Below are 24892 nucleotides of genomic sequence, written 5' to 3' on the forward strand. Positions count from 1 at the left end.
TTAGTTACGGCAAGTCTCTTTGCAAACTTGAATCCTGAAAGCAATTTGTGGTTTTTTCGCCCTCAGATCACGACTATCTGAGCTTACACGCCTTCAACAATGAACAAACGGCCTATGGAATTGGCATGACGAATTTCCATGGCCTTGGCATATTCGACCGAGTCATACCAGAGTTGTGCCTGCTGCAGGCTGGGAAACTCAACCAGCACCGAGCGCCAGCCTTCATTATGGGCATCGTCCCTACCCTCTTTTTGCACCCGTGTACCACCACGCACCAGGAATTGCCCGCCATACTGGGCTACGCTGGCAGTTGCCAAAGGCCGGTAATCGGCATATGCATCTGTATTGGTGACCTGGATTTCTGCAACGACATAAGCTTTACTCATGATGTTCCTTATTTATTTCTATTTATTACTATTGATTACTATTGATTTTTTGCCTACAAAGACAATACGCGCGCCTTGGCAGCCACATATTCCGATTTCAAACGTGCTACCACTTCCGCCACGGTCAAGACATCATTCATCAAACCCACGCCCTGACCAGCGCCCCAGATATCGCGCCAGGCCTTGGCCTTGCTGCCGCTACCGGAACCGAAATTCATCGCGCTCTTGTCAGCCACCGGTAAATTATCCGGGTCCAGGCCAGCAGCAATAATGGATTTTTTGAGGTAATTGCCATGCACACCCGTAAATAGATTGGTATAGACAATATCGGCCGCCGCAGAATCCAGGATGGCCTGGCGATAAGCTTCATCGACATTCGACTCAACTGTAGCCAGCCAGCGTGAGCCTATATAAGCAAAATCAGCCCCCATGGCTTGTGCCGCCAGCACGGCATCACCCGTTGCAATAGAACCAGACAAGGCAATCGGGCCATCAAAGAAACGCCTGACTTCACCGACCAGGGCAAATGGTGACAGGCCGCCCGCATGACCACCCGCCCCAGCTGCCACCAGGATCAGTCCATCAACCCCGGCTTCCAGTGCTTTTTGTGCATGGCGTATGGAAATCACATCATGCATGACAATGCCGCCGTAACTGTGTATCGCATCCAGCATTTCTGGTGGTGGTGCGCGCAGGGAAGAAATGATGATGGGTATCTGATGCTTGACGCAAACCTCAACATCATGCGCCAGCCTGTCATTCGATTGATGGACAATTTGATTGACGGCGATCGGGCCAATTATCGCGTCAGGATGCGCTTCCTGGTGCGCAGCCAGTTCAGCCTGCAATTCTGTCAGCCAGACATCCAGCAATTCGGCTGGCCTGGCGTTCAGCGCCGGAAATGAACCAACGATGCCTGCTTTGCATTGTGCTGCCACCAGTTTGGGGCCGCTGGCAATGAACAGGGGCGAACCTATGACGGGCAGGCTAAGGTGTTGCAAAGCGGATGGCAGACGTGATGCAGAATGCAGTACAGGTGAATCTTGAGTCATAGTTGATATCCTCTAAGCTGAAGCACAGACAACAGATTTCTTGCATATATCCAGTATGATTTTACCGTGCAAATAAAAATCCTGTGGAGACACCATGACTTATCAATGTTTTGACTTCAGCATCAACAATAAAATCGCCCACCTGCGCCTGAACCGCCCCGCCACGCTGAACACCATGCAACCGGTGTTTTTCCGTGAACTGACAGAGATTTTGCAAAACCTGCAAAACCAGGCAAATGCCCGCGTGCTCATCATCTCTTCCACCGGCAAACATTTCACCGCGGGCATGGCACTGGATGTCTTTGCCGGAGGCGGCATCACGCTGGACGATGCCAGCGCCGTTGGCCGCGCCAATATCGCCCTGGCACTGAAAGACATGCATCATGCCTTCAACCTTATCGAATCCCTGCGCATGCCAGTGATCACCGCCATCCACGGTGGCTGCATAGGTGGCGGTGTCGATATGATCTGCGCCAGCGACATACGCCTGGCCAGCAACGATGCTTTTTTCTGCATACAGGAAATCAATATAGGCATGACCGCCGACCTCGGCACCCTGCAACGCCTGCCCAAGCTCATCCCCGAAGGCATAGTCCACGAAATGGCCTACACCGGCCGCCGCCTGCCCGCCCAGCGTGCATTGGCAGTTGGTTTACTCAATGAGGTATTTGATACCCAGGAAAACATGCTGGCAGCCGCCCAGCAAATGGCCACAGAAATCGCCGAAAAACCCCCGGTCGCGATCTGGGGCAGCAAACAAGCCATCCACTACGCCCGCGACCACAGCACCCACGACGCCCTGCAACAAATGGGCTGGCTGCAATCAGGTATCTGGCAAAGCAGTAATTTGATGGAGGCTTTCATGGCGAAGCAGCAAGGCAGGACCACGGAGTATGCGGATCTGGCGCCGGTTAGTTCGTTTTCTGAGGCGGATTATCGTTTGAAGTAAGGGGGTAGTTTCATCAGAATTGACTCGCAATCACGAAGCAAAGATATCTCCAAATGATGGTATAAATTTTGCTCAATATTTACGTTATTTTTAGGCTCAGTGTTGGGCTGATGAAGCGTAGCCCAACCTACGATTAAATTCCGTGCAGGGTTGCTTTTGACGTTGGGGTTGCTTTTGACTTTTGCAGTTCCCATGTGTAGCCGCCATTTGTGCGGTACAGAAAATGGATTAAGAAGGACCGCTGTTTGAGCCGCAGGCGAGTTTCGGGCCTTCCCATTTTTTGTACTGCACAAATGGGAACCCCGCAGGGGATGTTGGCAGGGTTTCGCAAAACATGTTTTGCGCTGTCAACATCTAAGCCGCTTGCAAGCGGCGCAGTGGAGTGCTACGCCTGGGTCGCCTTTCTTTGAATACTTTCTTTGGCGACGCAAAGAAAGTATTTCGGCTGCCGGGCCGAGACCCGGCCTGTGTCCACGAAGGGCAATTTTTTGATCAAAGTACGGCATTCAACAAGCGATACGGCATGCTATGAACGCCGCTAGATTCCTGCCAAAAGCACGCAGGAATGACGTAACTAAGATTAGTCGTAAATCAGAGAGTCGTTAGCTCGTTTGCGTGTCTCTGATGCGAGTAAAAATTTCATCACCCTACCCTGATCTCCCGTATCCCCTTCCCCAACCTCCTCCTCAACAAAGTCCGCAAAGTCGCCCCATCCGCATACCCTAACAAGCCCGCAATCTGCTCCACACCATGATTGGAAGTCTTCAACAAATGCACTGCTTTTTCTATGCGCAAATCTTGCACATACGACACAGGTGTCTTGACTAGCGACTAAGTTGTTTACACAGCACACGATTTTCATGTGCCTCGCCATCCATAAAAAAATGGGTGCTGCCTATATCCGTATAAGCTTGTCTGGCATAAAACTGCAAAGCTCTGTTGTTATGCACCCAGGGTGTCAGCCACATGACATCTGCACCATGCCTGGCAGCACTGGTTTCCGCCGTATGTAAAAGTTGGCCCCCTAGCCCCATCCGAGTGAATGGCTCCTGCACATACAGTCTGTCGAGTTCGGCGGGATGTGTGTCAGTGACCAGCTCCTGCCTGGTTCCGAAGGTGATTTGAGAAAACCCCACTAAATGACCGTCACGCTCGGCAACATGAAAGAAAGTATTATGCTGTTCCAGCAAGCCAGCGATGGCAGAGATCGAAAAAGAATTCAACACTTCCTTCGCTATAGCTGGACGTATCCCGGCCGTGGCATAGGTATCAAGAAAAACCTGAGTTGCCAGTACACTCAGGCAAAGTACATCAGCTTGTGTGGCAAGTCGTATTTGTATAGCTATGCTCATATTTTATCCCACAGCCTTGCTCACCGCTTCTATGTGGTGACCATCAGGATCAATCAAAAATGCCGCATAATAATTAAGTCCATAGTCAGGACGCAAACCCGGCTTGCCATTGTCTTTTCCAGCTACTGCCAGTGCTGCCGCATGAAACTGTACTACTGCTGCGTGTGTCACCGCGGCAAAGGCCAGATGAAAACCCGGGCCGGGTGGCGTGGCATCCGGCCTTAATTTCAGGCATAGGATATCTTGATCCTCATGCAAGCCATAGCCTATGGCGGTGTCGTCTTCAAACACGCGACGAAAACCCAATGCACCGAGGGCAGCGTCATAAAAAGCGCCTGCCAATGCCAGATCACGCACGCCCAGGGAAATATGGTGCAGCATAAAATTTTATTCCTGTTTTAAATATAGTTACAAAAAAATGCATAGCCAAACTGCCGCCTTCAACCCAATTCGCCAAACATCCAGTACTGGCTGACATTAACAAGGTCATCTTCAGTATGGCAAAACTGCATGCCAATTTCTTTCATGTTTTCTGAAAGTGGCAATTGCCATGTCTGGCTGAGGTTAGTGTCGTGGATGCGCTTTGCACTGATATTTGCATCTGCTTCAGATACTGAAATTTTGCTCTGGAAGTAAGCTTCATCCAGGTAAATGCAAATCTCACTGGCAAACATTTGTGGCAGGCAGATCAGGCAAGTCACCCGGTAAGAGCTGGCCCAGGCGGGCTTGGCCTTAATCAAGTGTTCGCAGGCTTGCAATAACAGACAGGCGATCTCGCGCTTCATTGCCAGTGTGCTTTGCCTGCCTTCCAGCATGGCCCAGTCAGTAGGAATTTTCCAGTTCCAGTAGCGTGGATTTTCTGCCAGTTCTGCCGCTGCAGGAAAATTATTCTGGAAAGAGTCCGACCATTGATGCAGGGCGCGCAAGCGCCGGGATATGCCCCGGAGTTTTTTTTCTGCGGTGAGCTTAGGCATGGCTGCTCGCGCTTAACGAGTACTGGTCAGCACATCTGCATCCAGTGTCGCAGCACCGGCAGCCACCAGTTCTGCAGCGATTTGCGGTATCAGGATCTCGGCACTGAGTCCAAGCACAGTTGCCGAAGAAATAAAGCAGCGAGTCTGACCTAGCTGGCTCATGACCTGGGCCAGGCTGAGCTGGCGTACTTCCAGCAAGATGAAGGCCAGCAAGACTTTGACGGCATTGCGGGCATTGCGTCGCGGGTCTGCTTGCAGATAAGCCAGACGGGACTCGGCACGCGCGAGGGCTGCTTCTACATTGCTGAACGCTGCGCCATGGCCGGGGATGACGATGCGTGGCTGGAGTTCACGTATGACTTGCAAAATGGCCGCCTGTTCGGCAAAACCGGATTCACCTTCCAGCTCGGGGAAGATCACGCCAAAGCCGTTTTCCCACAAGGCGTCAGCAGAGATCAGTATGCCTTCCTGTGCGCAATGCAGGATCATGGAATGGGGATCATGGCCGGGCGCAGACAATACCTGCCAGTCCATGCCACCTAGTCGTAACTCATCGCCATGCTGTATCGCGCCATCAAAACTGAAACGCTCGCAACGCTGGCCGGTAGCGGCATAAGTCAGAGCTTCTTCATCCCAGGCTGCTACTGCAGGCGTGTCGGCAATGGGGATCAGGGTGCGGCAAGCATACAAGCGCTGCAAGCTGGCATTGCCACCGCAATGATCAGAATGCAGATGGGTATTCACCAGTAAATCCAGTGTGCGTCCACCCAGGGCTTGCTCAATCAAAGCCATGGTCTGCGGTGCATGACTCAGGTAACCGCTATCAACCAGCGCGGTTTGTTGTTCATCGATAAACAGGATGTTATTCGACGACAACCAGCCCCGTTCAAAGACTTGCATGCAGGCGGGCAGTTGCATCATGTCTTACCCACTACTTTACGCTGCTGGCCATAAGGCATGGTCTGTGCGGCTGTCAATTCTGCCGATGCGAAGAAGGCATCGCCATGCAAATAAGCTTGCAGCATGTCCGTGCCATCAAGGCCCCAGAAACAACGCTCATCAACGACCGCAGTCGGCACACCAAATACTTGGGCGGCGATGGCCAGCTCACCATTGCGTTTTAAGGCATCCTTGACGGCAGCATCATCGAGCATGGCGGGGGTCACTTGCAATTCATCCAGCAAGGCTTGCCAGTGTTCTGTCTGCGTGGGTATATGCCCATCACGCCAGACAAAGCGAAACAGCCTGTGCACCACGGCTTCTGTGCTGCCCAGTGCCAGACACAGACGTAACAAAGGCAGGGGATTGAAGGGATGCTCGGGCAGCATGCGTAAAGGAATACCATGCTTGTGCGCCAGCCAGGCACAGTGCTCGAAAGTCCACTGGCGTTTCGGTGCGATTTCTGCCGGGCCTTTATTGTCCCAGTGATTCAGCAAACCGGCGAATAACACGGGCCTGTAAGTAATCTGCTGCACACCTTGCAATTGATGCAGCATTTCACTCTGTAAATAAGCGAAAGGAGAAATAAAATCGAAATACCAGTCCAGTTGTTTCATCAAAGCCTTTCGTCTACATACGTTCAGGGCAGCATTCTTTGTTGTACCAGATCCCAGATTTCCAGCTTCTTGTGATTATCTGCCTTGCTCCAGCAAATGATTTCATCGATGTTGCGATAGCAACCTGTGCATAGCCCGGTCTTGTCATCCATACGACAAATATTGATGCAGGGCGAAGGCACGGTTGCCCCGGGTTTCATGACGAACTGGGCCGGGTCAAATTCATACAGGATATTCATGCGCGTAAAGCCACATCAGCGACAGGTGCGCCTGTCATGTTTTTCAATTGTTCAGGTGTCAGTTTGAAGACCGCATGAGGATGCCCTGCGGCAGCCCAGACATGCGGGTATTGCAGCAAATCTTCATCAATGAGCATGACAGTTTTTTGTACATGGCCTATAGGGCAGACACCGCCTATGGCATAACCGATTTTTTCTTTGACAAAGCGTGCATCTGCCTTGCCCAAAGGCCCGACAATAGCAGCTACCTTGCTTTCATCGACGCGGTTGATACCGCTGGCAACAACCATGACGGCTGCATCATCGGTCAGGCGACGGAAGACAATGGATTTGGCAATTTCTGCAACCAGGCATCCCAGGCCCGCTGCAGCCTCAGCCGAGGTCTTGCCGGTTTCTGGCAACATGACGACATGCTGATCATGACCCAGGCTTTGCAGTAATTGGGCAACGCGCTGGGCGGTTTCGGGTAATACAGAATCTGTAGACATGGGCGCTAAAAAATAAGGCAAAAGCTATTTATATCACAAGCAAAGTCTGCCTGCTCTATGCGCGGATACAACTTGGCGAATTATCCGTGCCATGATGTCAGCAAAGCCATATGCTGTTCCTGCACCTCAAAATATTTCATGCCAGTACGATACTCATTACCACTCAGTATGGAATATACACAAGTTGCCTTACAAACTACCTGGGTACGCTTGGAGGCATCGTGGGTACTGGGGACTTCCATCATGATCTGGTAAGTCTGTTTTTCTTTCAGCACGGCGCTGCACTGAATTTGTATGCCGCTGGAAGAAAAATTAATAATCTTCGCAGGGACAATTTTACCTGGAATCACCTGGATGGCACCGCGCCATGTAACATTGGTACGTGTAGCAACTCGTGACTCATTCATACAGATAAATACATGAAAAACATTTTTGGAAAGAAAAGATGCGATGCGGAAATTATTATTGTACCGACTTCCATGCTTTCCAGCAGAAACTATTTCCATCCACTTGAATTAGCAGTTTTTCACATTGTCAGCCTATGCAATAATGCCTGCCAGGCTGAGGTAAAACCATGGACGATGTGAGCATTTAATGCCAAACCAATTGCTGTCTGATGGGATGGCTGGCAATTTTTGCCATATTGTCAGTAAATGATTTCCAAATAATGTCCATCAGTCCAGGGCCCAAATAAAGCCTGCTGTTAATATCAACTCACTACACGCTCATGTCCCGCTTTAGTCACGGTAACAAACTCTGGCTGTTCGCCACGCTCATACTCTTGCCTGCAAGTGCTTTTGCTTTTCCAACACCGGACCTGGTGATAGGCTTGCTTGGCAGTAGTGCGCAACTCCTGGGTGTCCTGGGTGCCAGTCTGGGTTTGGGCTGGTTGGGTGTCAGGAGAAAATTGCAGTCTCCGCCAGTGAAAAATAATTCCATATTCAGCAGCATCCTGGCTGTCTTGCTATTGGTCTCACTGTGTCTGAATGCCTGGCAATATTTTACTGAGTCCAGTCAAAAAGCGCGTCGTCTGCAAACCAATATACTGCGCCCCTCACCACCTACCCATCCTATACAAAAACAACTGGAAATCAGTCGCCCTGAATTTCAGACATGGCTGGAACATGGAGAGAAATACCAGTTGATCGATGTCCGTGAACCTGAAGAATTTGCTTCTGGCCATTTGCCTGGAGCCTTGCACAGTCGTTATGCCGATCTCTTGAGCACCAATAAAAACTTGCTGCGCAGTGATGTGAGCAATGTACTGGTTTGTGATGCAGGTTTTCGTAGCGGTGAAATTTGCTCCAGCCTGGCAGCCGCAGGCCTGCCCTGTCGTTTTCTGGAAGGTGGATATAACAAATGGGTGGCAGAAAAACGTCCCATGGAAGGCATGCAAAGCAAATCTGAAGCGGGCTTGCAATTACTGCCGAGCTACAAGAATGATCAAGTGTTATTGGAAACTGAGGAGGTAGATAAACTTGTCAAAGAGCACGGAGCAAGATTTATCGATGTACGACCGGCAGAAGAATTTGCGCTTGAGCATTTGCCGGATGCCATTAATATTCCTGTACGTGAAGCACCAACGGCAGCACTGAATCTGGCTCTGGATGCGCTACCACATGTGCCGATTATTGCTGCCTGCTATGAGAACCGTAGCTGCTTCTACAGTAAAGTAATTGGCTTGCGCCTGATGAATCAAGGCGCAGATTTTCGTGGTCGCTATACTTTGCCACAAGAGTATCCCATCCCTAAACGTCTGCAGACTTCAGCATGGCAGCGCAACTGGCAAAAACTATGGCATTACCTGGGCGTTGCACCGCGCTGGACACTTTATGCGGGAATGGCGATGGGGATGGGTGGCCTGGCTTTCGCCATCATCCTGCTGGCGCTGGTAGCGCGTTTATTGGCCCTGCCATTTTCCATCGCGCAAAAAAAATCCCGGCTACGCATGCAACAATTGCAAAGCGAGCGTCTGCGCTTGCAAGCATGGTATGGCGCGGACACCACAGGCTTGCAGCAAGCCTGGCGCCGCGCACAGAAGCGTGCGGGTGTGCGGCCCTGGCTGGATTTTTTCATGAGCCTGGTCCCATTGATTATCACCGCTGGATGCATCCTCGCTGTTCACGATATGACGCAGCAATATGCAGGTACGAAACATCCTTATGCGGCCTGGGCGCAGGCTAGCCCTTATCATTTCCTGCCTGTGCTGTCGGGACTGGTCATGGCTTGTTATCTCGCCGGATTTTTGCGTAAAAAATCCTGGTGGCGCTGGCCTGTCATCATCGCCTCATGTGCCTTGCTGGTTTGGCAGTTGTGGATGCTGTCAGCCGCGGTTAACTTGTATCTCCTGGTGTCACTGCTGTTATTGGCAATACAGCAAAGCTGGCAAAACGGCTGGTTTTATTTGAAGAAGAAGCGTACAGCAGCGTTGCAGCAAAAATACGTCTTCTCATTACTCCACGATGATCAATCAGCTCAGCATGGTCAAAAAGCCTATGCGCTCAGCCGCATGCTACTGGCAGGCTTGCCAGTCCCGACGGGCTTGTTGATTGATGCCTCTGCCTGGCAATCAGACGATACCGACATCAAGACACAAGTACGGGAAGAATTGTGGACGGCATTAAGCCAGATGGGCATGGAAAAATTAGAGAAATTTGCTGTCCGCAGTAGCGCCGCCGGCGAGGATGGTGACAGGCAAAGTCAGGCCGGGCGCTATCTCACGCGCCTGGATGTCAGCAAAAGTGAATTGCCTGCCGCCATAGATGAAGTTTGCCGCTCGTATAGTGAGGCGGGTTCACCATCTCCGACCGCATCAATCGCCGGTGCGGTGATCGTGCAGGCGATGCTGGAGCCTGAGTACGCAGGGGTGCTATTTACTGAGCATCCCCAGCATAGTGCTTGCATGCTGATAGAAATGGCCAGGGGCAAGGCCGCCGTTGTTGCTGGCGAAGATAGACCCATCAGCTTGCGCCTGAGCCGCATTAGTGGCAACTTACTGGATGAGGCCACGACCATCCTGCCGCTGCACACGCTATGGCAGATGGCAAAAAAAATAGAACAATTGGCGGGTAAAGCACAAGATATAGAGTGGGCATATATGGACGGGCAATTCCATATCTTGCAGGCACGTACGATTACCCGCCGCATTATTGATGGCGACAGTCAGCGAGCCTTGCTGGAAATGGAAAGGGCAGGTTTGCTCAAGCAAATTCCAGCCACCGCCATGTTGGTGCAGGATGATGTGACAGCAGAATTACCCCAGGCCAGCGCCGCCAGCCTGAGTCTGCTGCAAGCCATACACCAGCCAGGTGGCTCGGTGGAGCTGGCCTGGCGCAGGCTGGGTTTGGCATATGATGAAACTGCCATGCCAACATGGCTGACTGCCTTTGGGCAGACATGCCGTCTGCGAACCAGCTCAGCGAATCAGTCTAGTCCTGGCCTGCTCAGCCAGTTAGGCCTGGCACGCAAAGCGGACTTGCTGGCCCAGGCTTTTACACAAGAATTCCTGCCTGCATTCCAGCAAAAAATGCGCTTGCGCGCAGCACTGGATTTTAGCCGTTTGCAAACCGTTGAACTGCAACAATTACTGGCCAACTGGCAGGAAGAATTCATCAAGGAAATTTATGTAGAAGCAGAAGTGATGACGACAGTCGCCAGCTTATACGATCAGTCTGCCAGAAAAACTTTGCAGAAACGAGGTCTGGCACCAGGCAGCTATCTACGTTCTGAGCAGGTATTGCCAGATATGCGGGCACTGCAAATGCGTGTCGCGATACGCAATGGTGTGAGCAGCCTGGCAGATTATTTGCAGGAGTTTGGACACCGCGCTGCTCATGATTTTGAATTATCAGAGCCCAGAGAATATGAACTGGCCGAGGGTCTGTTACAGCAATTTTCCCAATTACCAGCAACACTGCCAGCCATCACACCAGCGCCTGTACTTCCTGCTAGCATGCTCGCAACTACCGTGATGCGTGCACGCCATTATCTGAGCTTGAAAGAACAAGCCAAACACGAATGCATGCGTGCCCTGGCACAAATACGCCGCCTCATGCTGGAGCTGGATCAGCGCTGGCAATTGCAGGGGGCGATTTTTGATTTCAGCTTTGCTGACCTTGCCAAACTCACCCTGCCTTTGTCAGCAGAACAAGAAGAATATATACGCCGCCAAAGATTGAAGAAGCTAGCCTTCCAGGAAATCAAGCTGGAACCAGCTATCACCCTCCTTGCACTGGAGGAAATGGATTTTTCAAGTAATGCGAAACCACCCGCCAGGGGTGAACACAGCCATGCCGGGCAATTGTCCGGCATACGTGTCGCTGGTAACGGCCAACTCAGTGGCAAGGCTATCATCCTGCACGATCCTGCCGACGCCGCACAGCTTTTACCAGGACAAATCATGGTGATTGCCACCGCTAACCCAGCCTGGGTATCCTGGTTTTCCAGGGCGGCAGGTGTGGTCTGCGAAACTGGTGGCCGCTTATCTCACTCAGCCATCATGGCCAGGGAATTTGACTTGCCTGCGATCTTCTCTGTCAGCGGTGCCTTGTCCGTCATCAAGACGGGCGATGAGCTGGTCTTGCATGAAGATGGACGTGTCAGTGTCAATAGCAGTCTTACGGCTCCCTGATCATTTTGAGCAGATTGTCTACCCACATATCTGTGCCTCTCTGCATGGCTTCATTGGAATACCAGGCGCTGTGCCCGCTTTGCAGCACACGCCCGTGTTCCAGTTGCGCCAACTCCTGATCCGAAAAGACATAGTCATCGACGCCATAGCCATGCACTTGCTTGCTCAATAGGGCATGCAGCATGGCATGCTTGTCCACCATATCTGCCCTTGCTGTATTGATGACATAGACTCCGTTTTTCATCCTGGCAATGGCAGCGTTATCGAGGACGATGGGATTTTTTCTATCCATGCTGGCCGTCAGGACCAGGACATCTGACTGCGCCAGCAGATCGTCCCATGCCAGGGCCTGGAAGCCGGGTACAGCCGGGACTTGTGGATCAATATAGCTGACCGCCATACCAAATGCCGACGCCAGGCTGGCAACCCGCTGGCCTATGCGCCCCATGCCTATGATGCCCAGCTTTTTACCCGCCAATTCCCAGCCACGTATGGAGACTGTTTTAGGAAGCTCATCTCTGGCAATCCTGTCACTCAAGTGCAGCCTGCGCGAAAACGTCAGCAACATGGCGAGGGTATGCTCCGCCACTGCAGTAAGGCAGTAATCAGGAAGATAAGTGAAGCGGATAGCGCGTTCCTGCAAAGCCTCGACGTCTATCCATTCACTGCCCGTGGCATAAATGGACAAGCCGCGCAACTGTGGCAGTTGTTCGATCATACGACTGTCAAAGTTCTTTGTTACCCTGCGGGTCAGGGCAATATAGTGGGCTGAACTGCAATGCGCAATGAGTTCTGCTTCTGGCAAGGTATGCAGGACGGATTGATAATTGACTTGCGCTACAGCTTCCAGTGCTGCGCACTGAGCTGTGCTCAGACTATCCCTGCCCTTGGCGGCAAAGAGGGTGACATTTGGTTTATCCATACATGAAGGGGCGGGCTTATCTGAGCCTGGGCTAGGGTAGTAAAACGGGGGCTGAAAAAAATTCCGGCCTTTTTCCACTCACATGCAATCGCTTGCAACCACTGAGCGGTGCCGCATTCTATCAACTTAACTATGGCAAAAGAACAGCGCTTGCTTGCGTTTGCAGAAAAAATCTACCGCATCCAGCGCTCCAAAAACGGGAAATAAAATAGTGTTTTCCTGTCTGCGTGATCGTCAGGGAAAAACGATTTTTCGGCAGCTTAAGATGCCTCGCCGCGGTGAGCACTATCCTCCAGCCATTGCACGACACCACGCGCTGCCGTTCTGGCAGTGGCAAGACAGGCTGTCAGCAAGTAACCGCCGGTAGGTGCCTCCCAGTCCAGCATTTCTCCGGCAAAAAACAAACCAGGATGTTGCACCGCCATCAAATTGCCATCCAATGCCTCAAAACAGAGGCCACCGGCGCTGCTGATGGCTTCATCGATAGGACGGGTGGCTGTCAGCACGACGGGCAAGGCCTTGATGGCCGCTGCCAATATGCTGCTGTGTGCAAAATCGGTTTTGCTCAGGCATTCATGTAATAAGCTGGTTTTCAGCACATCCAGGCCAAGGCGGCTCTTTAAATGACTGGATAAAGAGCGCGAACCCCGTGGGTGTTCCAGCTCAGCCTGCACTTTTTCCCATGGCGTATCCGGCAACAAGTCCAGTTCCAGCACCGCCTTGCCCTGGCTCTGCAATTGCTTGCGCAAACTGGCGGATAACGCATAAATCAGGCTGCCTTCTACTCCACTATCAGTGATGACAAACTGGCCCTTGCGCATGGCCTGCCCGCTGCCGTGCACCCTGGCTGCGACTGTCAGCAAGGGTTGTCCAGCAAATTTGTCTTTGAAAAAATCGGTCCAGGCGATATCGAAACCACAGTTGGCTGGCTGCAAGTCAGCCACGTCCAGGCCGCGTTGTCGTAATAACTGTACCCAGGCGCCGTCCGACCCCAGCCTGGCCCAGCTGCCGCCACCCAGAGCAAATACCTGGGCCAGCGCGGGCTGGCTGATTTCACCCTCAGGGGTAGCGAAGCGCAATTGCCCTGCCTCATCCCAGCCCAACCAGCGATGCCGCATATGAAAGCGCACACCTTGCTGGCGCAGGCGATGCAACCAGGCACGTAGCAGGGGGGCAGCCTTCATGTCGACCGGAAAGACCCGGCCAGAACTGCCTACATAGGTGGCGATACCCAGACCGCTGGCCCAGTCGCGCAAGGCAGCGGCATCAAACTCTTCTATCATGGGTGCCAGTTGCGCTTCGCGTTCGGCATAACGTGTCATGAAAGAGACAGAATTTTCAGAATGTGTGAGATTCATGCCCCCCTTGCCAGCCATTAAAAACTTGCGCCCTACCGAGGGCATGGCATCGTATAAATCGACAGCTATCCCTCTCAGGGCCAGGGTCTCGGCCACCATCAGACCTGCCGGGCCACCACCGATGATGGCCACGCTGCCAGCCTGGGACTGATGAGAATTACTCGCTTTTTTTTGCATAAGTTTGCGTCATAATATGATTTTGCATATTGTGCCCGCATGTGACATGGGCACAAAGCTCCATTGTATCTGTCTGTATTCATCAGGAGTGATAAGCAGGTATCCCTATGGTCAATCTGGATCGTGCTACGCTGGATTTAGTCGTCGCTTGTATCAGCGTGATTTCCATGCTGGTCATGCTGGCGGTCTGGCATATCAACCGTGACATACCCGGCACAGGCGTGTGGGCGGCCGCCGCATCTTTGGTCGCCCCTGCATTTCTGCTGATACGCCTCATCCCTGTCATCGATATTCCCATGTCCCTGATAGTGGCCTTCAATAATTCGCTGACCCTGACCACGACCCTGTTGATGCTGGAAGGCACCTTGCGTTTTCGCGGTTACCCCTCACAAGTGCGGTGGCGCTGGGGCCTGCTACTGATCCCTGCATTTATTCTGCTGGCCTTCCTCAACCGGGACGACATGATACGCCGTTATCTGTTCCATGATGTCATTGCTGCCTCGCTGATGCTGGGTACCGCTATGGTGTTGATCTGGAAAACCCGCGATCTTGACTTGCTGGCCGCGGGCATAGGGGCGATATCGCTCATCCTCATGGCGCTAGGGTCTCTCATGCGCTGGCACCTGGCTTTCATTTCCAGCAACAATGCAGAGCTGGCAAAACACCCCATGCTCAATTTTATTTACCTGATCGTGGTGCTATGCCTGCTGGGCTGGACGTATGGCGTCAGTGTCTGCTGCAATCTGAGGGCACAAAAAAGCATACTGGAAATGGCCAGGGAAGATGTGCTCACCGGCTTGCCCAACCGCCGCCATGTCGATGAAATGCTGGACAAGGCCATCGCCCAGAGCGCCCGCAACCAGCAAGGCTTTGGTTTCATCCTGATAGACTTGAATCATTTTAAATCCGTCAACGACAGGTTTGGCCATCAGGCGGGCGACTTATTGCTTAAAGAAGTGGCCAGGCGTTTAAAAAGCTTTTGCCGCCATGCCGATTTTGTAGGCCGCATAGGTGGCGATGAATTTGTCGCGCTGACCTTTGGCGTCAACCAGGAAGCCCAGCTCGACAGCACCCTGCTACGTCTGAAAAAAATACTTGAAGGCCCCTGCACCATACAAGGCCATACCATCAACATCCAGGCCGCACTGGGCAGCGCCCTCTTCCCCACTGACGGCCGCAGCGCCGACAAACTCATGCAAGTCGCCGACCAGCGCATGTACATAGATAAATCCGTCCCGGAAAACATCCTGGCAGCAGTCACCCAAAGGGTATAAACAAAAAAACAAAAGCCGGAAATCCGGCTTTTCATAATTTGTAGGAATCAAATAGGTCTGAGTAAGCGTAGCGAGCGACGTGAGTTTGGGTTAAGAAGCGCAGTCGTACTTTAGTACGGCGAGCATCGCAGGCCCAAAATCACGCCGCGCAGTAGCTTAATCAGACTTATTTTGTCCAGAATTTTTGATAATGCGCCCGAAAGTCGTTGGTAGGCTCAAACATATTCTTTTGCCCGCCATCATAAGCAATATTCTGTGCCGTCACCAGATGTGGCGCACCGATAAAACCACTATGTTCTGCACCTGAAAATGCGCGATTCAGTTCATCGACGATTTGCCAGGCTTGCATGGACAAGGGTTCAGGCACGGACCCGGATTGCAGGCTATTGGCACGTATGCGCTTGTATGCAGTCGGGGAACCATCACCGGCAGACACACCGACCAGCTTGTTACCGGTGATCAGGGCAGCGGTGGCAGGCACTTCCAGCAAATCGAAATAAAAGTCATTGACACCGATCGCATGGGTCCACTTGTTGCCAAAGCGCTTGACCAGGTTTTCTACCACGCCCTTCATCTTGACATTGGCATCAGCCAGGGGCACGTCTTCCAGGCTCAGTAATTTGCAACCTTCGCACTGACGTATGGTTTCAACAATGGCACTGGATTTCGCCAGCAGATAAGGATTGGTGGAATCGGTGAACACCACGATACCAGCCTTGTTATTCGATTCAACTACGGTATATAGGGCCGCCACTTGCGCGACCTCTTTGGGATTGGTCGTGATATTGGTGAACAAACCATCGGTAGGACCATTTTTTACCGAGGCATGCCAGCCCACCACTGGGATCTTGGCCTTGGCAGCTGCTGCCATGCCCTTGCTTTGACTACCTACATCAACACCGGCGAGGACGATGCCATCAGCCTTCATATCCAGGGCCTGGCTGATAATGGATGCCCCCTGATTACAGCGGCCACGACAATTGATGGGTAAAACTTCCCAACCTGCGCCGGTACTCGCTTCACGCACACTATTAAATATGCTACTGACGCCCGCATCACCCAAATCGGCTGCAATAAAGATAATTTTCTTTTTCTTTTGCAGTTGCGGACCATCAGCCGGACCTTCCCAACGGTTCTTCAAAGACGCGGCCCTGGCCACTTTGGCGTTGGCGCGACTGAGAAACTGCATGGGGTTTTCTTGCGCGGCGGCAGCGCTGATGAAGCTGAACACAACAAACAATACGGTCAGGCACTTACTTTTAGTAGCAGTCATGATTCTTGGCTGGTCAGGTTGGTAAAAAATCTGTAGTGACAAAAACTTCAATTCATACAAACTTTAATTCATGGTTGAAACAAATACTTACAACTGCGCAATGATTATTGCAGAAAAAACTGTCAAATAAATAGAGTTTCAACACCAAGGAGCCTGCGCGGAATATTAAATTAAAAAAACAATAAAAAAAGGAATAAAATTTTCCATAGAAAAGATTTTCTTATGGAAAATTTCATTCCTTTGAGCAACACTTGCTATGACGAACCAATTAACAACAGTTTAATTTGCACCAAATTGCGCATGTTTAAGGGCAAATACGGTGAATATCGGCCTATTTCTCTATTCCCAGCGGATCTCACCGGAACCCATACGCTCTACATTGCGTTTTGCCGGATTGCCGCTGACATGGACATCACCGCTACCCATGAGTTTCAGCTTAATCTCCTGACTGGCAAAGATTCTGCTATTAGCAGACCCTGTGGAATTCAAATTGACTTGCACACTTTTCAATGAAGAGGCATTCAAATCCCCCGAGCCTGTCAATTTGGCATTGAAGGTTTTGGCCTGTCCTTTGATGATGCTGTCTCCAGAACCGTGGACATTGAGTTCAAGCACATCGCTATTGGCCAGGCCCAGAGCCAGATCGCCACTACCATGCACATTGGCAAATACTTGTTGATACTCGCCATCCAGGCTGACATTGCCCGAGCCTTGTACCAGCAATTCCAGCTTATTACCACGGAAACCCTTGACGCTGGCGTCGCCACTGCCTGAAGACTGCAGCTTTTCCAGATTCGGCAAACTCAGTTCTATCTTGCTTTGCTCGGTCTTTCCTACCGAAATATAGATGCCACGCGTGCTTATATACAGCGTATTGCCTTCCAGCCTGGTGATGATTTTGGAGACCAGTTTGGGATCGCCCTTGACCAGCAATTCTGGTGTCGTCGCCTGCTTCAGGGTCAGGTCTATCGGCCCGGTAAGAACGATATTGACGATGGATGCATTCACCGGGCGAACTTCACTGGCTGCTGAACCTGCGCTGACTACCGTGCTGGCATGGGCCCGGATAAAGACCACACTGGATGCGGTCAGCACGACCGCCAGACCCAGCATGCCTATGCCTGTGCGTATGATATTTTTCATTTTTTTCTCCTGGTACTAAACAAAAACTAAAGAGGTTTGCTGCTGCTTTCAGATAGTCAAACTGCATAACCCAGCTGCAATTGTGACAAGTTCCAGCGTAAATAATGTTTAAAGCCTATGAAGGTATATTTGGTCAGGAACATACTCAGCATCATCAAGGCTATCGACCCCAGCAGCAAACCCAGGCCTGACAGTAATTTGGTGCCGGAAAATTGATTACCAAGCTCTATATGCAAACTGTCTGAATGATGTTCAGCTTGCGTGCTTACTGGTGTCACTGGCTTTACCGGTGTTACTGGTGCAATAGGTGTAACAGGGGTTACTGCACTTACTATTGCTGATGCAGCTGGTGTAGCCGGTACACTCACGCTGGAAGCAGATTGTTCAGCATCCTTGAGTTTTTCACCATCTATCTGGATGCCGGTTTCTGAGACATCAACGCGTACATTATGATTTTTCATGAACTTGCCTTCACGGTGCCTATGCATATGATGTTGACCGACAGGCACATCGAAACTGAATTGATCGACACCAGACAAACTCGCGGCCGTGATACCTATGCCAGCGACATACATGCCCAGAGCGAATAAATAGCCAGTACACAAGAGACTGAAATAAACCACCGCGGGTATCAGCATGAACAAATTAAAAATCATCAAGCCTATCAGGGCGACCAGCAAGCCAGCGATATTGCCCAGGCTGAAATTGCTCTTTAATGCCTGATAACGCGTACTGGTTTTTTTCTGGGCGGCCACCAGTTCAGGTTTTGGCAAACCGGCAGCAATCTCTTCTTCAGATTTGCCTGCCACCATGGCATCGACAAATTTGGCTTCATAAGCCCACATGGTTTCTTCTATCACTGCAGCAGGCAAGCCCTCCAGTGCCAGGCGCAGCGCGTTCATATATGCAGTCTTGTTCATAGCCATCTCCCGTTTTTTGATTTGGTATGCTCAGAATAAGCAAAGGCCAGGAATGAGGCTACAGACTTGCGACAGTGCGCAAATTTCTGGGGATAAACTGCAAAAGCTGCGGACAGGCAGCACAGCTATATTGCTGCCAGCAACAAGCGTGGATATTAATTTAGCATCTAGACTGCTTAGAAAGACATGCTACTTCAGAGGCGATTGCCCCACTGGATATCCTCACCGCGAGGTGATGCTACCTGGCTGGAAAAAGCGGGTATCTCGCTGCGCCCTACGCCCAGATCACGCAACTCCAGATCACTCATTGCCGCCAATTGGCAGGCTGCATGATCTGATCTTGTCCGGCTGCCAGACAAACGCAGGCCCAATCTTAACTTATCCAATAATAGCTGCCACATTTACGCTACTCCCTGATGATGGAGCACCATGATGCTATTTGGCTTAAAATTAGTGAAGTTACATTTTATGATCCATATCATCAGAAAAACTGATAAGCCGCCATGAGAGAACTCAGCCTGGACCAACTCAAGACTTTGATTTCCATCATAGACCTGGGTACATTTTCTGCTGCTGCCCAGGCCCTGCATCTGGCCCAGCCTACTGTCAGCCTGCATATCAGCGAGCTGGAGACAAGAATCAATGCCGCCTTATTGATACGTGGTAGCAAGCGTGTGCTGCCCACTGCTGCCGGTGCCTTGCTGGCAGAACGCGGGCGGCGCTTGTTACGGGATGCCGATGAAGCACTGAAGCTGGTCAGGCAACAGGTGCAAGGTGGGATAGGCCGGGTGCGCCTGGGAACATCCACCGGCATCGTGGTGCACATTTTGCCGCAGGTGCTGGACAAACTGGGGCAGAATTATCCTGGTATCGATGTCGAAGTCAGCATACTGGGATCTGGCGAAACCATGATGCGCCTGGCACAGGGCAGCCTGGACATAGGCCTGGTAGCGACACCGCAAGTACCGGTACGCGACATCCTGATCAGCCACTGGCGTAGCGACCCCATGATGGCCTTCCTGCCGACGCGCTGGCAAGCACCAAAACGCATTACGCCAGAATGGCTGGCCCAACAAGCACTGATCTTCAATGAACCCAGCACCCATATGTATCACCTGACCATGGCCTGGTTTGCCGAAGCAGGTTATTCACCGCGGGCAAAAATAGAGCTCAATTACACAGAAGCGATGAAGAGCCTGGTCAGCGCGGGCTATGGTGCTGCCGTATTACCTATGGACCATGCAGAAACAGCTGGCATGCATCCCAACACCCAGATCTTGCCCTTGAAGCCGAGCCTGATGCGTCATATAGGAATTGCCCACCGGCCCCTGCCCGCTATCGATGGCGCAACGCGCAATTTATTACAGGTACTGGATTTATTCAGGCAGGTGGAATAAGGCAACGCAACACGCCAAGGCGAGAAACTAGCGTTTTTTTTCCAGCCAGGCTTGCAGCCTGCCAGTATTTTCACCCTGCAAATGCAAGCCCAGGCGGCTGCGACGCCAGAGTATGTCTTCAACGCTGCAGGCCCATTCCTGTTTGACCAGATAGGCCACTTCAGTTTCATATAAACCAGGCAACAGCATCTCACCCATGTCTGCCAGCGAATACCTGTCCTTCAGCAAGACATGGATACGGCTGCCATAGGCGTGGGCATAGCGCTCCACCAGATGCGGTGGCAGCCAGGCATATTGCAGCTGGCATTGCTGTATGAATAAGGGAAATTGCGTGACGGCGCGGTTTTCTGGTGACTCAGCATAAATATCACCACCGGGCAGGCATGCATGCTCAGTCCAGGCGGAATTGGCATTGTTGAGCAAAGGTGCCAGCATGGACAGGGCTTCTTCCGCCAGTTTGCGGTAAGTGGTGATCTTGCCACCAAAGACATGCAGCACTGGCGCACCGGCCGTATCGAGTTCCAGGCGGTAATCACGGGTCAGGGCGGCGGCCTTTTCCTTGCCCGCCTCCACTGTTTCTTCCACCAGCGGGCGCACGCCAGAGTAAGACCACAAGACATCAGCAGGGCTGATGGCCTGGGTAAAATAGTGGCTTGCCAATGCACACAGATAGGCCACTTCATCTTCGCTGATGGCAACCTCATCCAGCGAACCCTGGTAATCCAGGTCGGTCGTCCCTATCAGGGTAAAGTTTTGCTCATAGGGGATGGCAAAGACGATGCGGCCATCGGGATGCTGGAAAATATAGGCATAGGGATGATGGAATAAACGCTGCACGACGATATGGCTACCCTTGATCAGCCGCAAGTGCTGTGCTGCGCCCTGGTGCAAGACTTGTTGCAGGGTAGTGATAGCCCAGGGGCCACTGGCATTCACCAGGCTGCGGCTTTGTACCATCAGCATGCTGCCATCAGGCTTTTGCAATTGCACCAGCCAGTGCTCATCCTGCCGCCTGGCAGAAACACAACGGGTGCGCGTCATGATGGTGGCCCCTTTTTCTGCTGCCTGCATGGCATTCAGCACGACCAGCCGGGCATCATTGACCCAGCCATCGGAATAGGCAAAACCACGCTTGAAATCTGCCTGCAGGGGTTGGCCAGCAATATGCTTTTGCAAATTAAGGGATTCAGCACCGGGCAGCAATTCACGCCTGGCCAGATGATCGTACAGGAACAAGCCTGCCCTGATCATCCAGGCCGGGCGCTGGCCTTGATCATGCGGCATGACAAAGCGCAGGGGGCTGATGATATGCGGGGCAGAGCGCATGAGTACTTCGCGCTCCTGCAAGGCTTTGCGCACCAGGCCAAATTCATAATATTCAAGATAACGCAAACCACCATGGATGAGCTTGGTCGATGCCGATGAAGTATGTGAGGCCAGGTCATCTTTTTCACACAAGAGTACGCTCAGGCCACGCCCGGCCGCATCACGGGCTATGCCTGCACCGTTGATACCGCCGCCGATGACGAGTACATCGACTTCCTGCATGGCTGGCTTGCTCATCATTTTTTAACCAGATGATTCGGTAACCAGCCTATGCCATGCGCATGCAGGCTCTGTATATACAGGCGGTCTTCGGTCTCGGTGACGCCGGTGGTTTCTGGATACAGGCCGGTAGGGTCCTGCAAGTCCGCCAGGATTTTGCCAGCTTCATTAAAAGCCAGCACATGGCCGTAGGCGGGTGGCACTGGCCACAGGACACGCGGCAGGCGCAGGGTCAGACTGCGCAGCCAGGGTTTTTCTGCCATATTGTCGATGGCAGCGCCGCGCGGCTTGGCCAGGCCCAGCCAGATACGGCCATCACGGCCACGCATGAGATTGTCTGGGTAACCGGGCAAGTCACGCAACAGGATACTGGCCAGTTTTTTGTCTGGTTTGTTTTTGATATGCAAGGTCTCAGCAGTGACTGCTATTTTCCAGATACGGTATTCCCCAGTCTCAGCTACGATAAGGCTTTGCTCATCGGCACTGAGTGCCAGGCCATTGGCAAAGCACAGGCCGTCAGCGATCACACGCGTCTGTTTGCTGGCCGGGTCATATTCCAGCACTCGCCCGGTGGCCGAATGCTCCAGAATATCAAGCACGCTGGCATGGAAGGTGCCGCCAGATTCCCTGGCACCAAAACGTTGCGAGGCATCGGTGAAGTAGATCTTGCCAGATTTGGCAACCACGACGGCGTCAGCATATAAAATCGGACTATCGCCCATTTTGTCAGTGAGGACAGTGATTTGCTTGTCGGGGGAAATCGAGAGTATGCCGCGAAAAGCATCAGCCGCGATCATATTGCCCGCGGCATCAAACATGAAACCCAGTACCCGCCCACCGGTATTCACCCAGACTTCGCGCTGGCTGCCATCGGCCTGCATGCGCAGAATAGCACCGGAAGTTACGGCAGCATACAACTTGCCATCCGGGCCTATGGCGATATGCTCGGGGCCGGTTTCTTCGCCTATTTCTATGGTTTTCAGGGCCGCCAGTTTTTCATTGCGCGCATGCGGTGGCGAATAACCGGCAAAGGGTGTTGCCTGCCAGGCCACGGGATTGATGGGTACAGGTGCCAGCAAGAGATAGGCAGCCAGGATCGCCAGCAGGGCCAGTACCAGCAATAGCAGGCGTAAGATCCATTTCTTCAACACTCATCTCCTCGCATTTCAAGGCCGCAGGCGGATACACATAGTGCATCCCAGGCAATTCTGTATTTTGCACTGTCCGAATGATAATTTGATATTTATTTTACGAGATGTTGCAATGAAGCAGAAAAAACCTGACCTGGCATTCAGCCAGGGCAACGCACGGCATCATAGGTGCGCAACCAGGTCATTTGCAAAATCCGGGCATCATTGCTGGCGCGATGGCGGGAAATATTCAAGTCTTCCTGTACCTGGTGCTTGGTGGCATGCCATAAACCCTCTTGCTGTGGCGTGATGATTTCGCGCAAATCCGCCAGGCGGAAATTGGGCACCCTGTCAGCAGCATCATACAGACGCGCCATCCAGACATAATCCTGGGTCCAGCCATCGGTATACACCGTCAAGCCAGCCAGCAAGGTATTCAATTGTTCAGTCACCAGATTGGCAGACTTGCCTCTTTCCACCAGGATCTCACGGGGTATGCGGTGGATGCGTGCGGCATGGATGTCCCAGTGCTGCCAGTCGGCCTCGGGCCGTATCAGCGTGCACCAGCCTTCGCCATGGCGACGCGAAAAACCTACCTCGATAGGGTAGCTACCTTTGCCAAAGCCTGAGGCTTCGAAATCAATCACGATGGGCACGGTCATCATTGCATAGGCTCCAATGGCTGGGCTAGCTGAGGGTGATTGCTGCTGCGGAAACTGTCTTGATGACAGTGATTCCTGCTTCATTTTTCTACGAATATCGGGCGCTTGCAAGTTTTTGCGCAAAATTCTTGCTATTTGCATCTGCATTTAAAGATATTTCATGAATATGTGGCGATTTATAGTGCGAACCTATGAACAATCTGGCCTGCACTTGGTCTAAAGTCCATCTCGCCGATACCAGGCCTGCCAGATTGAGAAAATACTGGTAAGCTCGGCAACTTGTTTTGCTTCATGTTAAAGGAACCCATGCGCCTCTTACGCCTACTGCTAATCACCCTGAGCCTGATCTCTGCCACTGCTTTTGCCACTCCCGCTGCGCCAAAAGAAGGCACTGACTTCATCAGCCTGAAAACACCACAAGCCACACAGGCCACAGGGAAAAAGATAGAAATCATAGAATTTTTCATGTACCACTGCCCAGCCTGCTATGCACTGGAACCCACCGTCAATGACTGGGTAAAAAAACAGGGCGACAATATCGTCTTTCGTCGTATCCATCTGCCTTTGACAGGCGAAAAAGATCCTGAGGCACATTTGTTCCTGACTTTGGAAGCCATGAATCTGGAAACCAGTCTGCATGCCAAAGTACTGGCGACCTGGCATGTAGAAAGAGCCCGCCTGACCAGTGATGATGAAAATACTGCCTGGGCAGTCAAGAATGGCCTGGACAAAGCCAAGTTCCTGAGTTTCTATAATTCATTCACCGTCATCAGCAAACTGAAAAACCTGTCCAAGCTGGTATCCAGTTATCAGGTTGACAGTACACCGACCTTTGTCGTGGATGGCCGTTTCCTGACCAATCCCTCCATGATAGGCACAGCCTATCCAAACATTACACGCGATCAGTTATACCAGGCGACTATGCAAGTACTGGAAGGCTTGATGGCCAAGAGCAAGAAATAAATTTATTTCGCTCTCATACAAAAAAGCTCAGGTTTCCAAGACCTGAGCTTTTTTATTATTGCTTGCAACGCCCCCCGTCTTTATGTATCAATCACAGCCTTGCCTATGGGCGCCACGGCAATGGCTGCCAGTTTCAGATGCTGAATACCAAACGGTATGCCTATGATGGTGACAAAGCAAAACAGCGCTGACAGCAAATGGGCGATGGCCAGCCAGAGACCGGCAAAGATGAACCAGATGATATTGCCTATCATACCCAGTGCACCAGTGCCCAGGTCTTCCTGTCCACTGATATCCGCCCGATTGACGACCTCTTTGCCGAAAGGCATGAAACTCAGCTGCCCTATGACAAAGCAGGCACGCCCCCAGGGTATGCCTATGATGCTAAGAAAAGCGATCAGACCCGCCAGCCACCACCCCAGGCCAGTCAGGAAACCACCACAGATCAACCACAATATATTGCCTAATAAACTCATTTTTTACTTTCTCAATCAGACCGGCA

At 51.8% G+C, this 24892-nt stretch carries 25 protein-coding genes and 1 pseudogene; 5 read left to right on the forward strand and 21 right to left on the reverse strand.

Annotation, left to right across the window (positions count from 1 at the left end):
• Positions 1-83: 83 nt before the first annotated feature.
• Both ACO0LF_RS24430 and ACO0LF_RS24435 read right to left on the reverse strand, forming a co-directional pair.
• Positions 84-386, reverse strand: coding sequence for a DUF1330 domain-containing protein (locus ACO0LF_RS24430; protein WP_423018774.1), 303 nt, complete (start codon positions 384-386; stop codon positions 84-86).
• Between the two features lie 53 nt (positions 387-439).
• Complete coding sequence (locus tag ACO0LF_RS24435) at positions 440-1438, reverse strand: NAD(P)H-dependent flavin oxidoreductase (RefSeq protein ID WP_423018776.1); 999 nt, start codon at positions 1436-1438, stop codon at positions 440-442.
• A 94-nt stretch (positions 1439-1532) separates the two neighbouring features.
• Between ACO0LF_RS24435 and ACO0LF_RS24440 the strand changes: the two genes are divergently transcribed.
• Positions 1533-2387, forward strand: coding sequence for an enoyl-CoA hydratase-related protein (locus ACO0LF_RS24440; RefSeq protein WP_423018778.1), 855 nt, complete (start codon positions 1533-1535; stop codon positions 2385-2387).
• A 642-nt stretch (positions 2388-3029) separates the two neighbouring features.
• On the opposite strand, the pseudogene ACO0LF_RS24445 reads toward ACO0LF_RS24440, so the two are convergent.
• The 9 genes and pseudogenes from ACO0LF_RS24445 to ACO0LF_RS24485 form a co-directional block, all read right to left on the reverse strand.
• Positions 3030-3215: pseudogene (locus tag ACO0LF_RS24445) on the reverse strand (helix-turn-helix domain-containing protein); the annotation flags it as partial.
• Positions 3212-3739 carry a GNAT family N-acetyltransferase gene (locus tag ACO0LF_RS24450; protein WP_423018780.1) on the reverse strand — a complete coding sequence of 176 codons (528 nt, stop codon included), beginning with the start codon at positions 3737-3739 and terminating at the stop codon, positions 3212-3214. The pseudogene ACO0LF_RS24445 and the gene ACO0LF_RS24450, both read right to left, overlap by 4 nt.
• A 3-nt stretch (positions 3740-3742) precedes the next feature.
• Entirely contained in the window at positions 3743-4120 is a 378-nt protein-coding gene (locus tag ACO0LF_RS24455) for a VOC family protein (RefSeq protein ID WP_423018782.1), read from the reverse strand.
• A 59-nt stretch (positions 4121-4179) separates the two neighbouring features.
• Positions 4180-4713, reverse strand: a complete 534-nt coding sequence (locus ACO0LF_RS24460) for a DUF3916 domain-containing protein (protein WP_423018784.1) — start codon at positions 4711-4713, stop codon at positions 4180-4182.
• Positions 4714-4725: 12 nt separating this feature from the next.
• On the reverse strand, positions 4726-5634 hold the full coding sequence (locus tag ACO0LF_RS24465; RefSeq protein ID WP_423018786.1) for an MBL fold metallo-hydrolase: 909 nt from the start codon (positions 5632-5634) through the stop codon (positions 4726-4728).
• The gene (locus ACO0LF_RS24470; RefSeq protein ID WP_423018788.1) at positions 5631-6269 is read right to left on the reverse strand and encodes a 2-hydroxychromene-2-carboxylate isomerase; all 639 of its coding nucleotides are present in this window, start codon (positions 6267-6269) and stop codon (positions 5631-5633) included. The genes ACO0LF_RS24465 and ACO0LF_RS24470 overlap by 4 nt, the downstream gene beginning before the upstream one ends.
• A 23-nt stretch (positions 6270-6292) precedes the next feature.
• Positions 6293-6508: a DUF1289 domain-containing protein gene (locus ACO0LF_RS24475; protein WP_230413875.1), complete on the reverse strand. Its 216-nt coding sequence runs from the start codon at positions 6506-6508 to the stop codon at positions 6293-6295.
• On the reverse strand, positions 6505-6996 hold the full coding sequence (locus tag ACO0LF_RS24480; protein WP_423018790.1) for a YbaK/EbsC family protein: 492 nt from the start codon (positions 6994-6996) through the stop codon (positions 6505-6507). The genes ACO0LF_RS24475 and ACO0LF_RS24480 overlap by 4 nt, the downstream gene beginning before the upstream one ends.
• A gap of 80 nt (positions 6997-7076) precedes the next feature.
• Complete coding sequence (locus ACO0LF_RS24485) at positions 7077-7403, reverse strand: PilZ domain-containing protein (RefSeq protein ID WP_423018792.1); 327 nt, start codon at positions 7401-7403, stop codon at positions 7077-7079.
• 320 nt (positions 7404-7723) lie between these two features.
• Here ACO0LF_RS24485 and ACO0LF_RS24490 point away from each other — a divergent pair, with 320 nt between their 5' ends.
• Entirely contained in the window at positions 7724-11626 is a 3903-nt protein-coding gene (locus ACO0LF_RS24490; protein WP_423018794.1) for a rhodanese-like domain-containing protein, read from the forward strand.
• Here ACO0LF_RS24490 and ACO0LF_RS24495 read toward each other — a convergent pair.
• Both ACO0LF_RS24495 and ACO0LF_RS24500 read right to left on the reverse strand, forming a co-directional pair.
• On the reverse strand, positions 11613-12548 hold the full coding sequence (locus ACO0LF_RS24495) for a 2-hydroxyacid dehydrogenase (RefSeq protein ID WP_423018796.1): 936 nt from the start codon (positions 12546-12548) through the stop codon (positions 11613-11615). The genes ACO0LF_RS24490 and ACO0LF_RS24495 overlap by 14 nt on opposite strands.
• A gap of 260 nt (positions 12549-12808) precedes the next feature.
• A complete protein-coding gene (locus ACO0LF_RS24500; RefSeq protein WP_423018798.1) occupies positions 12809-14083 on the reverse strand; it encodes a TIGR03862 family flavoprotein in 1275 nt (424 codons plus the stop codon).
• A 107-nt stretch (positions 14084-14190) separates the two neighbouring features.
• Between ACO0LF_RS24500 and ACO0LF_RS24505 the strand changes: the two genes are divergently transcribed.
• Positions 14191-15357 (forward strand): diguanylate cyclase domain-containing protein, encoded by a 1167-nt coding sequence (locus tag ACO0LF_RS24505; RefSeq protein ID WP_423018800.1) that lies wholly within the window; start codon positions 14191-14193, stop codon positions 15355-15357.
• 166 nt (positions 15358-15523) lie between these two features.
• Here ACO0LF_RS24505 and ACO0LF_RS24510 read toward each other — a convergent pair whose 3' ends face one another.
• From ACO0LF_RS24510 to ACO0LF_RS24525, 4 genes are all read right to left on the reverse strand, one after another.
• The gene (locus tag ACO0LF_RS24510) at positions 15524-16630 is read right to left on the reverse strand and encodes a substrate-binding domain-containing protein (protein ID WP_423018802.1); all 1107 of its coding nucleotides are present in this window, start codon (positions 16628-16630) and stop codon (positions 15524-15526) included.
• 339 nt (positions 16631-16969) lie between these two features.
• The gene (locus ACO0LF_RS24515) at positions 16970-17773 is read right to left on the reverse strand and encodes a head GIN domain-containing protein (RefSeq protein WP_423018804.1); all 804 of its coding nucleotides are present in this window, start codon (positions 17771-17773) and stop codon (positions 16970-16972) included.
• 56 nt (positions 17774-17829) lie between these two features.
• A complete protein-coding gene (locus ACO0LF_RS24520; RefSeq protein WP_423018806.1) occupies positions 17830-18693 on the reverse strand; it encodes a DUF1700 domain-containing protein in 864 nt (287 codons plus the stop codon).
• 194 nt (positions 18694-18887) lie between these two features.
• A complete protein-coding gene (locus tag ACO0LF_RS24525) occupies positions 18888-19094 on the reverse strand; it encodes a DUF1127 domain-containing protein (protein WP_423018808.1) in 207 nt (68 codons plus the stop codon).
• Between the two features lie 102 nt (positions 19095-19196).
• Between ACO0LF_RS24525 and ACO0LF_RS24530 the strand changes: the two genes are divergently transcribed.
• The gene (locus tag ACO0LF_RS24530) at positions 19197-20090 is read left to right on the forward strand and encodes a LysR family transcriptional regulator (RefSeq protein ID WP_423018810.1); all 894 of its coding nucleotides are present in this window, start codon (positions 19197-19199) and stop codon (positions 20088-20090) included.
• Between the two features lie 27 nt (positions 20091-20117).
• On the opposite strand, the gene glpD is transcribed toward ACO0LF_RS24530, so the two are convergent.
• The 3 genes from glpD to ACO0LF_RS24545 all read right to left on the reverse strand — a co-directional run bounded on the left by glpD (position 20118) and on the right by ACO0LF_RS24545 (position 23430).
• Positions 20118-21656 (reverse strand): glycerol-3-phosphate dehydrogenase, encoded by a 1539-nt coding sequence (glpD, locus tag ACO0LF_RS24535; RefSeq protein WP_423018812.1) that lies wholly within the window; start codon positions 21654-21656, stop codon positions 20118-20120.
• On the reverse strand, positions 21653-22786 hold the full coding sequence (locus tag ACO0LF_RS24540; RefSeq protein WP_423018814.1) for an SMP-30/gluconolactonase/LRE family protein: 1134 nt from the start codon (positions 22784-22786) through the stop codon (positions 21653-21655). Before ACO0LF_RS24540 ends, glpD begins: the two co-directional genes overlap by 4 nt.
• A 140-nt stretch (positions 22787-22926) precedes the next feature.
• Positions 22927-23430, reverse strand: coding sequence for a hypothetical protein (locus ACO0LF_RS24545; protein WP_423018816.1), 504 nt, complete (start codon positions 23428-23430; stop codon positions 22927-22929).
• 303 nt (positions 23431-23733) lie between these two features.
• On the opposite strand from ACO0LF_RS24545, the gene ACO0LF_RS24550 reads away from it, so the two are divergent.
• Positions 23734-24390, forward strand: coding sequence for a thiol:disulfide interchange protein DsbA/DsbL (locus ACO0LF_RS24550; protein ID WP_423018818.1), 657 nt, complete (start codon positions 23734-23736; stop codon positions 24388-24390).
• Between the two features lie 80 nt (positions 24391-24470).
• Here ACO0LF_RS24550 and ACO0LF_RS24555 read toward each other — a convergent pair whose 3' ends face one another.
• A complete protein-coding gene (locus ACO0LF_RS24555) occupies positions 24471-24866 on the reverse strand; it encodes a YccF domain-containing protein (RefSeq protein WP_423018820.1) in 396 nt (131 codons plus the stop codon).
• Positions 24867-24892: the final 26 nt, after the last annotated feature.

The organism is Undibacterium sp. Di27W (assembly GCF_049340345.1).
GTDB lineage: Bacteria > Pseudomonadota > Gammaproteobacteria > Burkholderiales > Burkholderiaceae_D > Undibacterium.

Excerpts from the sequence above, each read along its gene's own strand:
- ACO0LF_RS24530 (WP_423018810.1), top strand. The coding sequence starts at position 19,197 with ATGAGAGAACTCAGCCTGGACCAACTCAAGACTTTGATTTCCATCATA.
- ACO0LF_RS24505 (WP_423018800.1), top strand. The coding sequence starts at position 14,191 with ATGGTCAATCTGGATCGTGCTACGCTGGATTTAGTCGTCGCTTGTATC.
- ACO0LF_RS24555 (WP_423018820.1), bottom strand. The coding sequence starts at position 24,866 with ATGAGTTTATTAGGCAATATATTGTGGTTGATCTGTGGTGGTTTCCTG.
- ACO0LF_RS24550 (WP_423018818.1), top strand. The coding sequence starts at position 23,734 with ATGCGCCTCTTACGCCTACTGCTAATCACCCTGAGCCTGATCTCTGCC.
- ACO0LF_RS24480 (WP_423018790.1), bottom strand. The coding sequence starts at position 6,996 with ATGTCTACAGATTCTGTATTACCCGAAACCGCCCAGCGCGTTGCCCAA.
- ACO0LF_RS24450 (WP_423018780.1), bottom strand. The coding sequence starts at position 3,739 with ATGAGCATAGCTATACAAATACGACTTGCCACACAAGCTGATGTACTT.
- ACO0LF_RS24470 (WP_423018788.1), bottom strand. The coding sequence starts at position 6,269 with ATGAAACAACTGGACTGGTATTTCGATTTTATTTCTCCTTTCGCTTAT.
- ACO0LF_RS24430 (WP_423018774.1), bottom strand. The coding sequence starts at position 386 with ATGAGTAAAGCTTATGTCGTTGCAGAAATCCAGGTCACCAATACAGAT.
- ACO0LF_RS24495 (WP_423018796.1), bottom strand. The coding sequence starts at position 12,548 with ATGGATAAACCAAATGTCACCCTCTTTGCCGCCAAGGGCAGGGATAGT.
- glpD (WP_423018812.1), bottom strand. The coding sequence starts at position 21,656 with ATGATGAGCAAGCCAGCCATGCAGGAAGTCGATGTACTCGTCATCGGC.
- ACO0LF_RS24475 (WP_230413875.1), bottom strand. The coding sequence starts at position 6,508 with ATGAATATCCTGTATGAATTTGACCCGGCCCAGTTCGTCATGAAACCC.
- ACO0LF_RS24435 (WP_423018776.1), bottom strand. The coding sequence starts at position 1,438 with ATGACTCAAGATTCACCTGTACTGCATTCTGCATCACGTCTGCCATCC.
- ACO0LF_RS24510 (WP_423018802.1), bottom strand. The coding sequence starts at position 16,630 with ATGACTGCTACTAAAAGTAAGTGCCTGACCGTATTGTTTGTTGTGTTC.
- ACO0LF_RS24490 (WP_423018794.1), top strand. The coding sequence starts at position 7,724 with ATGTCCCGCTTTAGTCACGGTAACAAACTCTGGCTGTTCGCCACGCTC.
- ACO0LF_RS24545 (WP_423018816.1), bottom strand. The coding sequence starts at position 23,430 with ATGATGACCGTGCCCATCGTGATTGATTTCGAAGCCTCAGGCTTTGGC.
- ACO0LF_RS24485 (WP_423018792.1), bottom strand. The coding sequence starts at position 7,403 with ATGAATGAGTCACGAGTTGCTACACGTACCAATGTTACATGGCGCGGT.
- ACO0LF_RS24455 (WP_423018782.1), bottom strand. The coding sequence starts at position 4,120 with ATGCTGCACCATATTTCCCTGGGCGTGCGTGATCTGGCATTGGCAGGC.
- ACO0LF_RS24500 (WP_423018798.1), bottom strand. The coding sequence starts at position 14,083 with ATGCAAAAAAAAGCGAGTAATTCTCATCAGTCCCAGGCTGGCAGCGTG.
- ACO0LF_RS24460 (WP_423018784.1), bottom strand. The coding sequence starts at position 4,713 with ATGCCTAAGCTCACCGCAGAAAAAAAACTCCGGGGCATATCCCGGCGC.
- ACO0LF_RS24525 (WP_423018808.1), bottom strand. The coding sequence starts at position 19,094 with ATGTGGCAGCTATTATTGGATAAGTTAAGATTGGGCCTGCGTTTGTCT.
- ACO0LF_RS24465 (WP_423018786.1), bottom strand. The coding sequence starts at position 5,634 with ATGATGCAACTGCCCGCCTGCATGCAAGTCTTTGAACGGGGCTGGTTG.
- ACO0LF_RS24515 (WP_423018804.1), bottom strand. The coding sequence starts at position 17,773 with ATGAAAAATATCATACGCACAGGCATAGGCATGCTGGGTCTGGCGGTC.
- ACO0LF_RS24520 (WP_423018806.1), bottom strand. The coding sequence starts at position 18,693 with ATGAACAAGACTGCATATATGAACGCGCTGCGCCTGGCACTGGAGGGC.
- ACO0LF_RS24440 (WP_423018778.1), top strand. The coding sequence starts at position 1,533 with ATGACTTATCAATGTTTTGACTTCAGCATCAACAATAAAATCGCCCAC.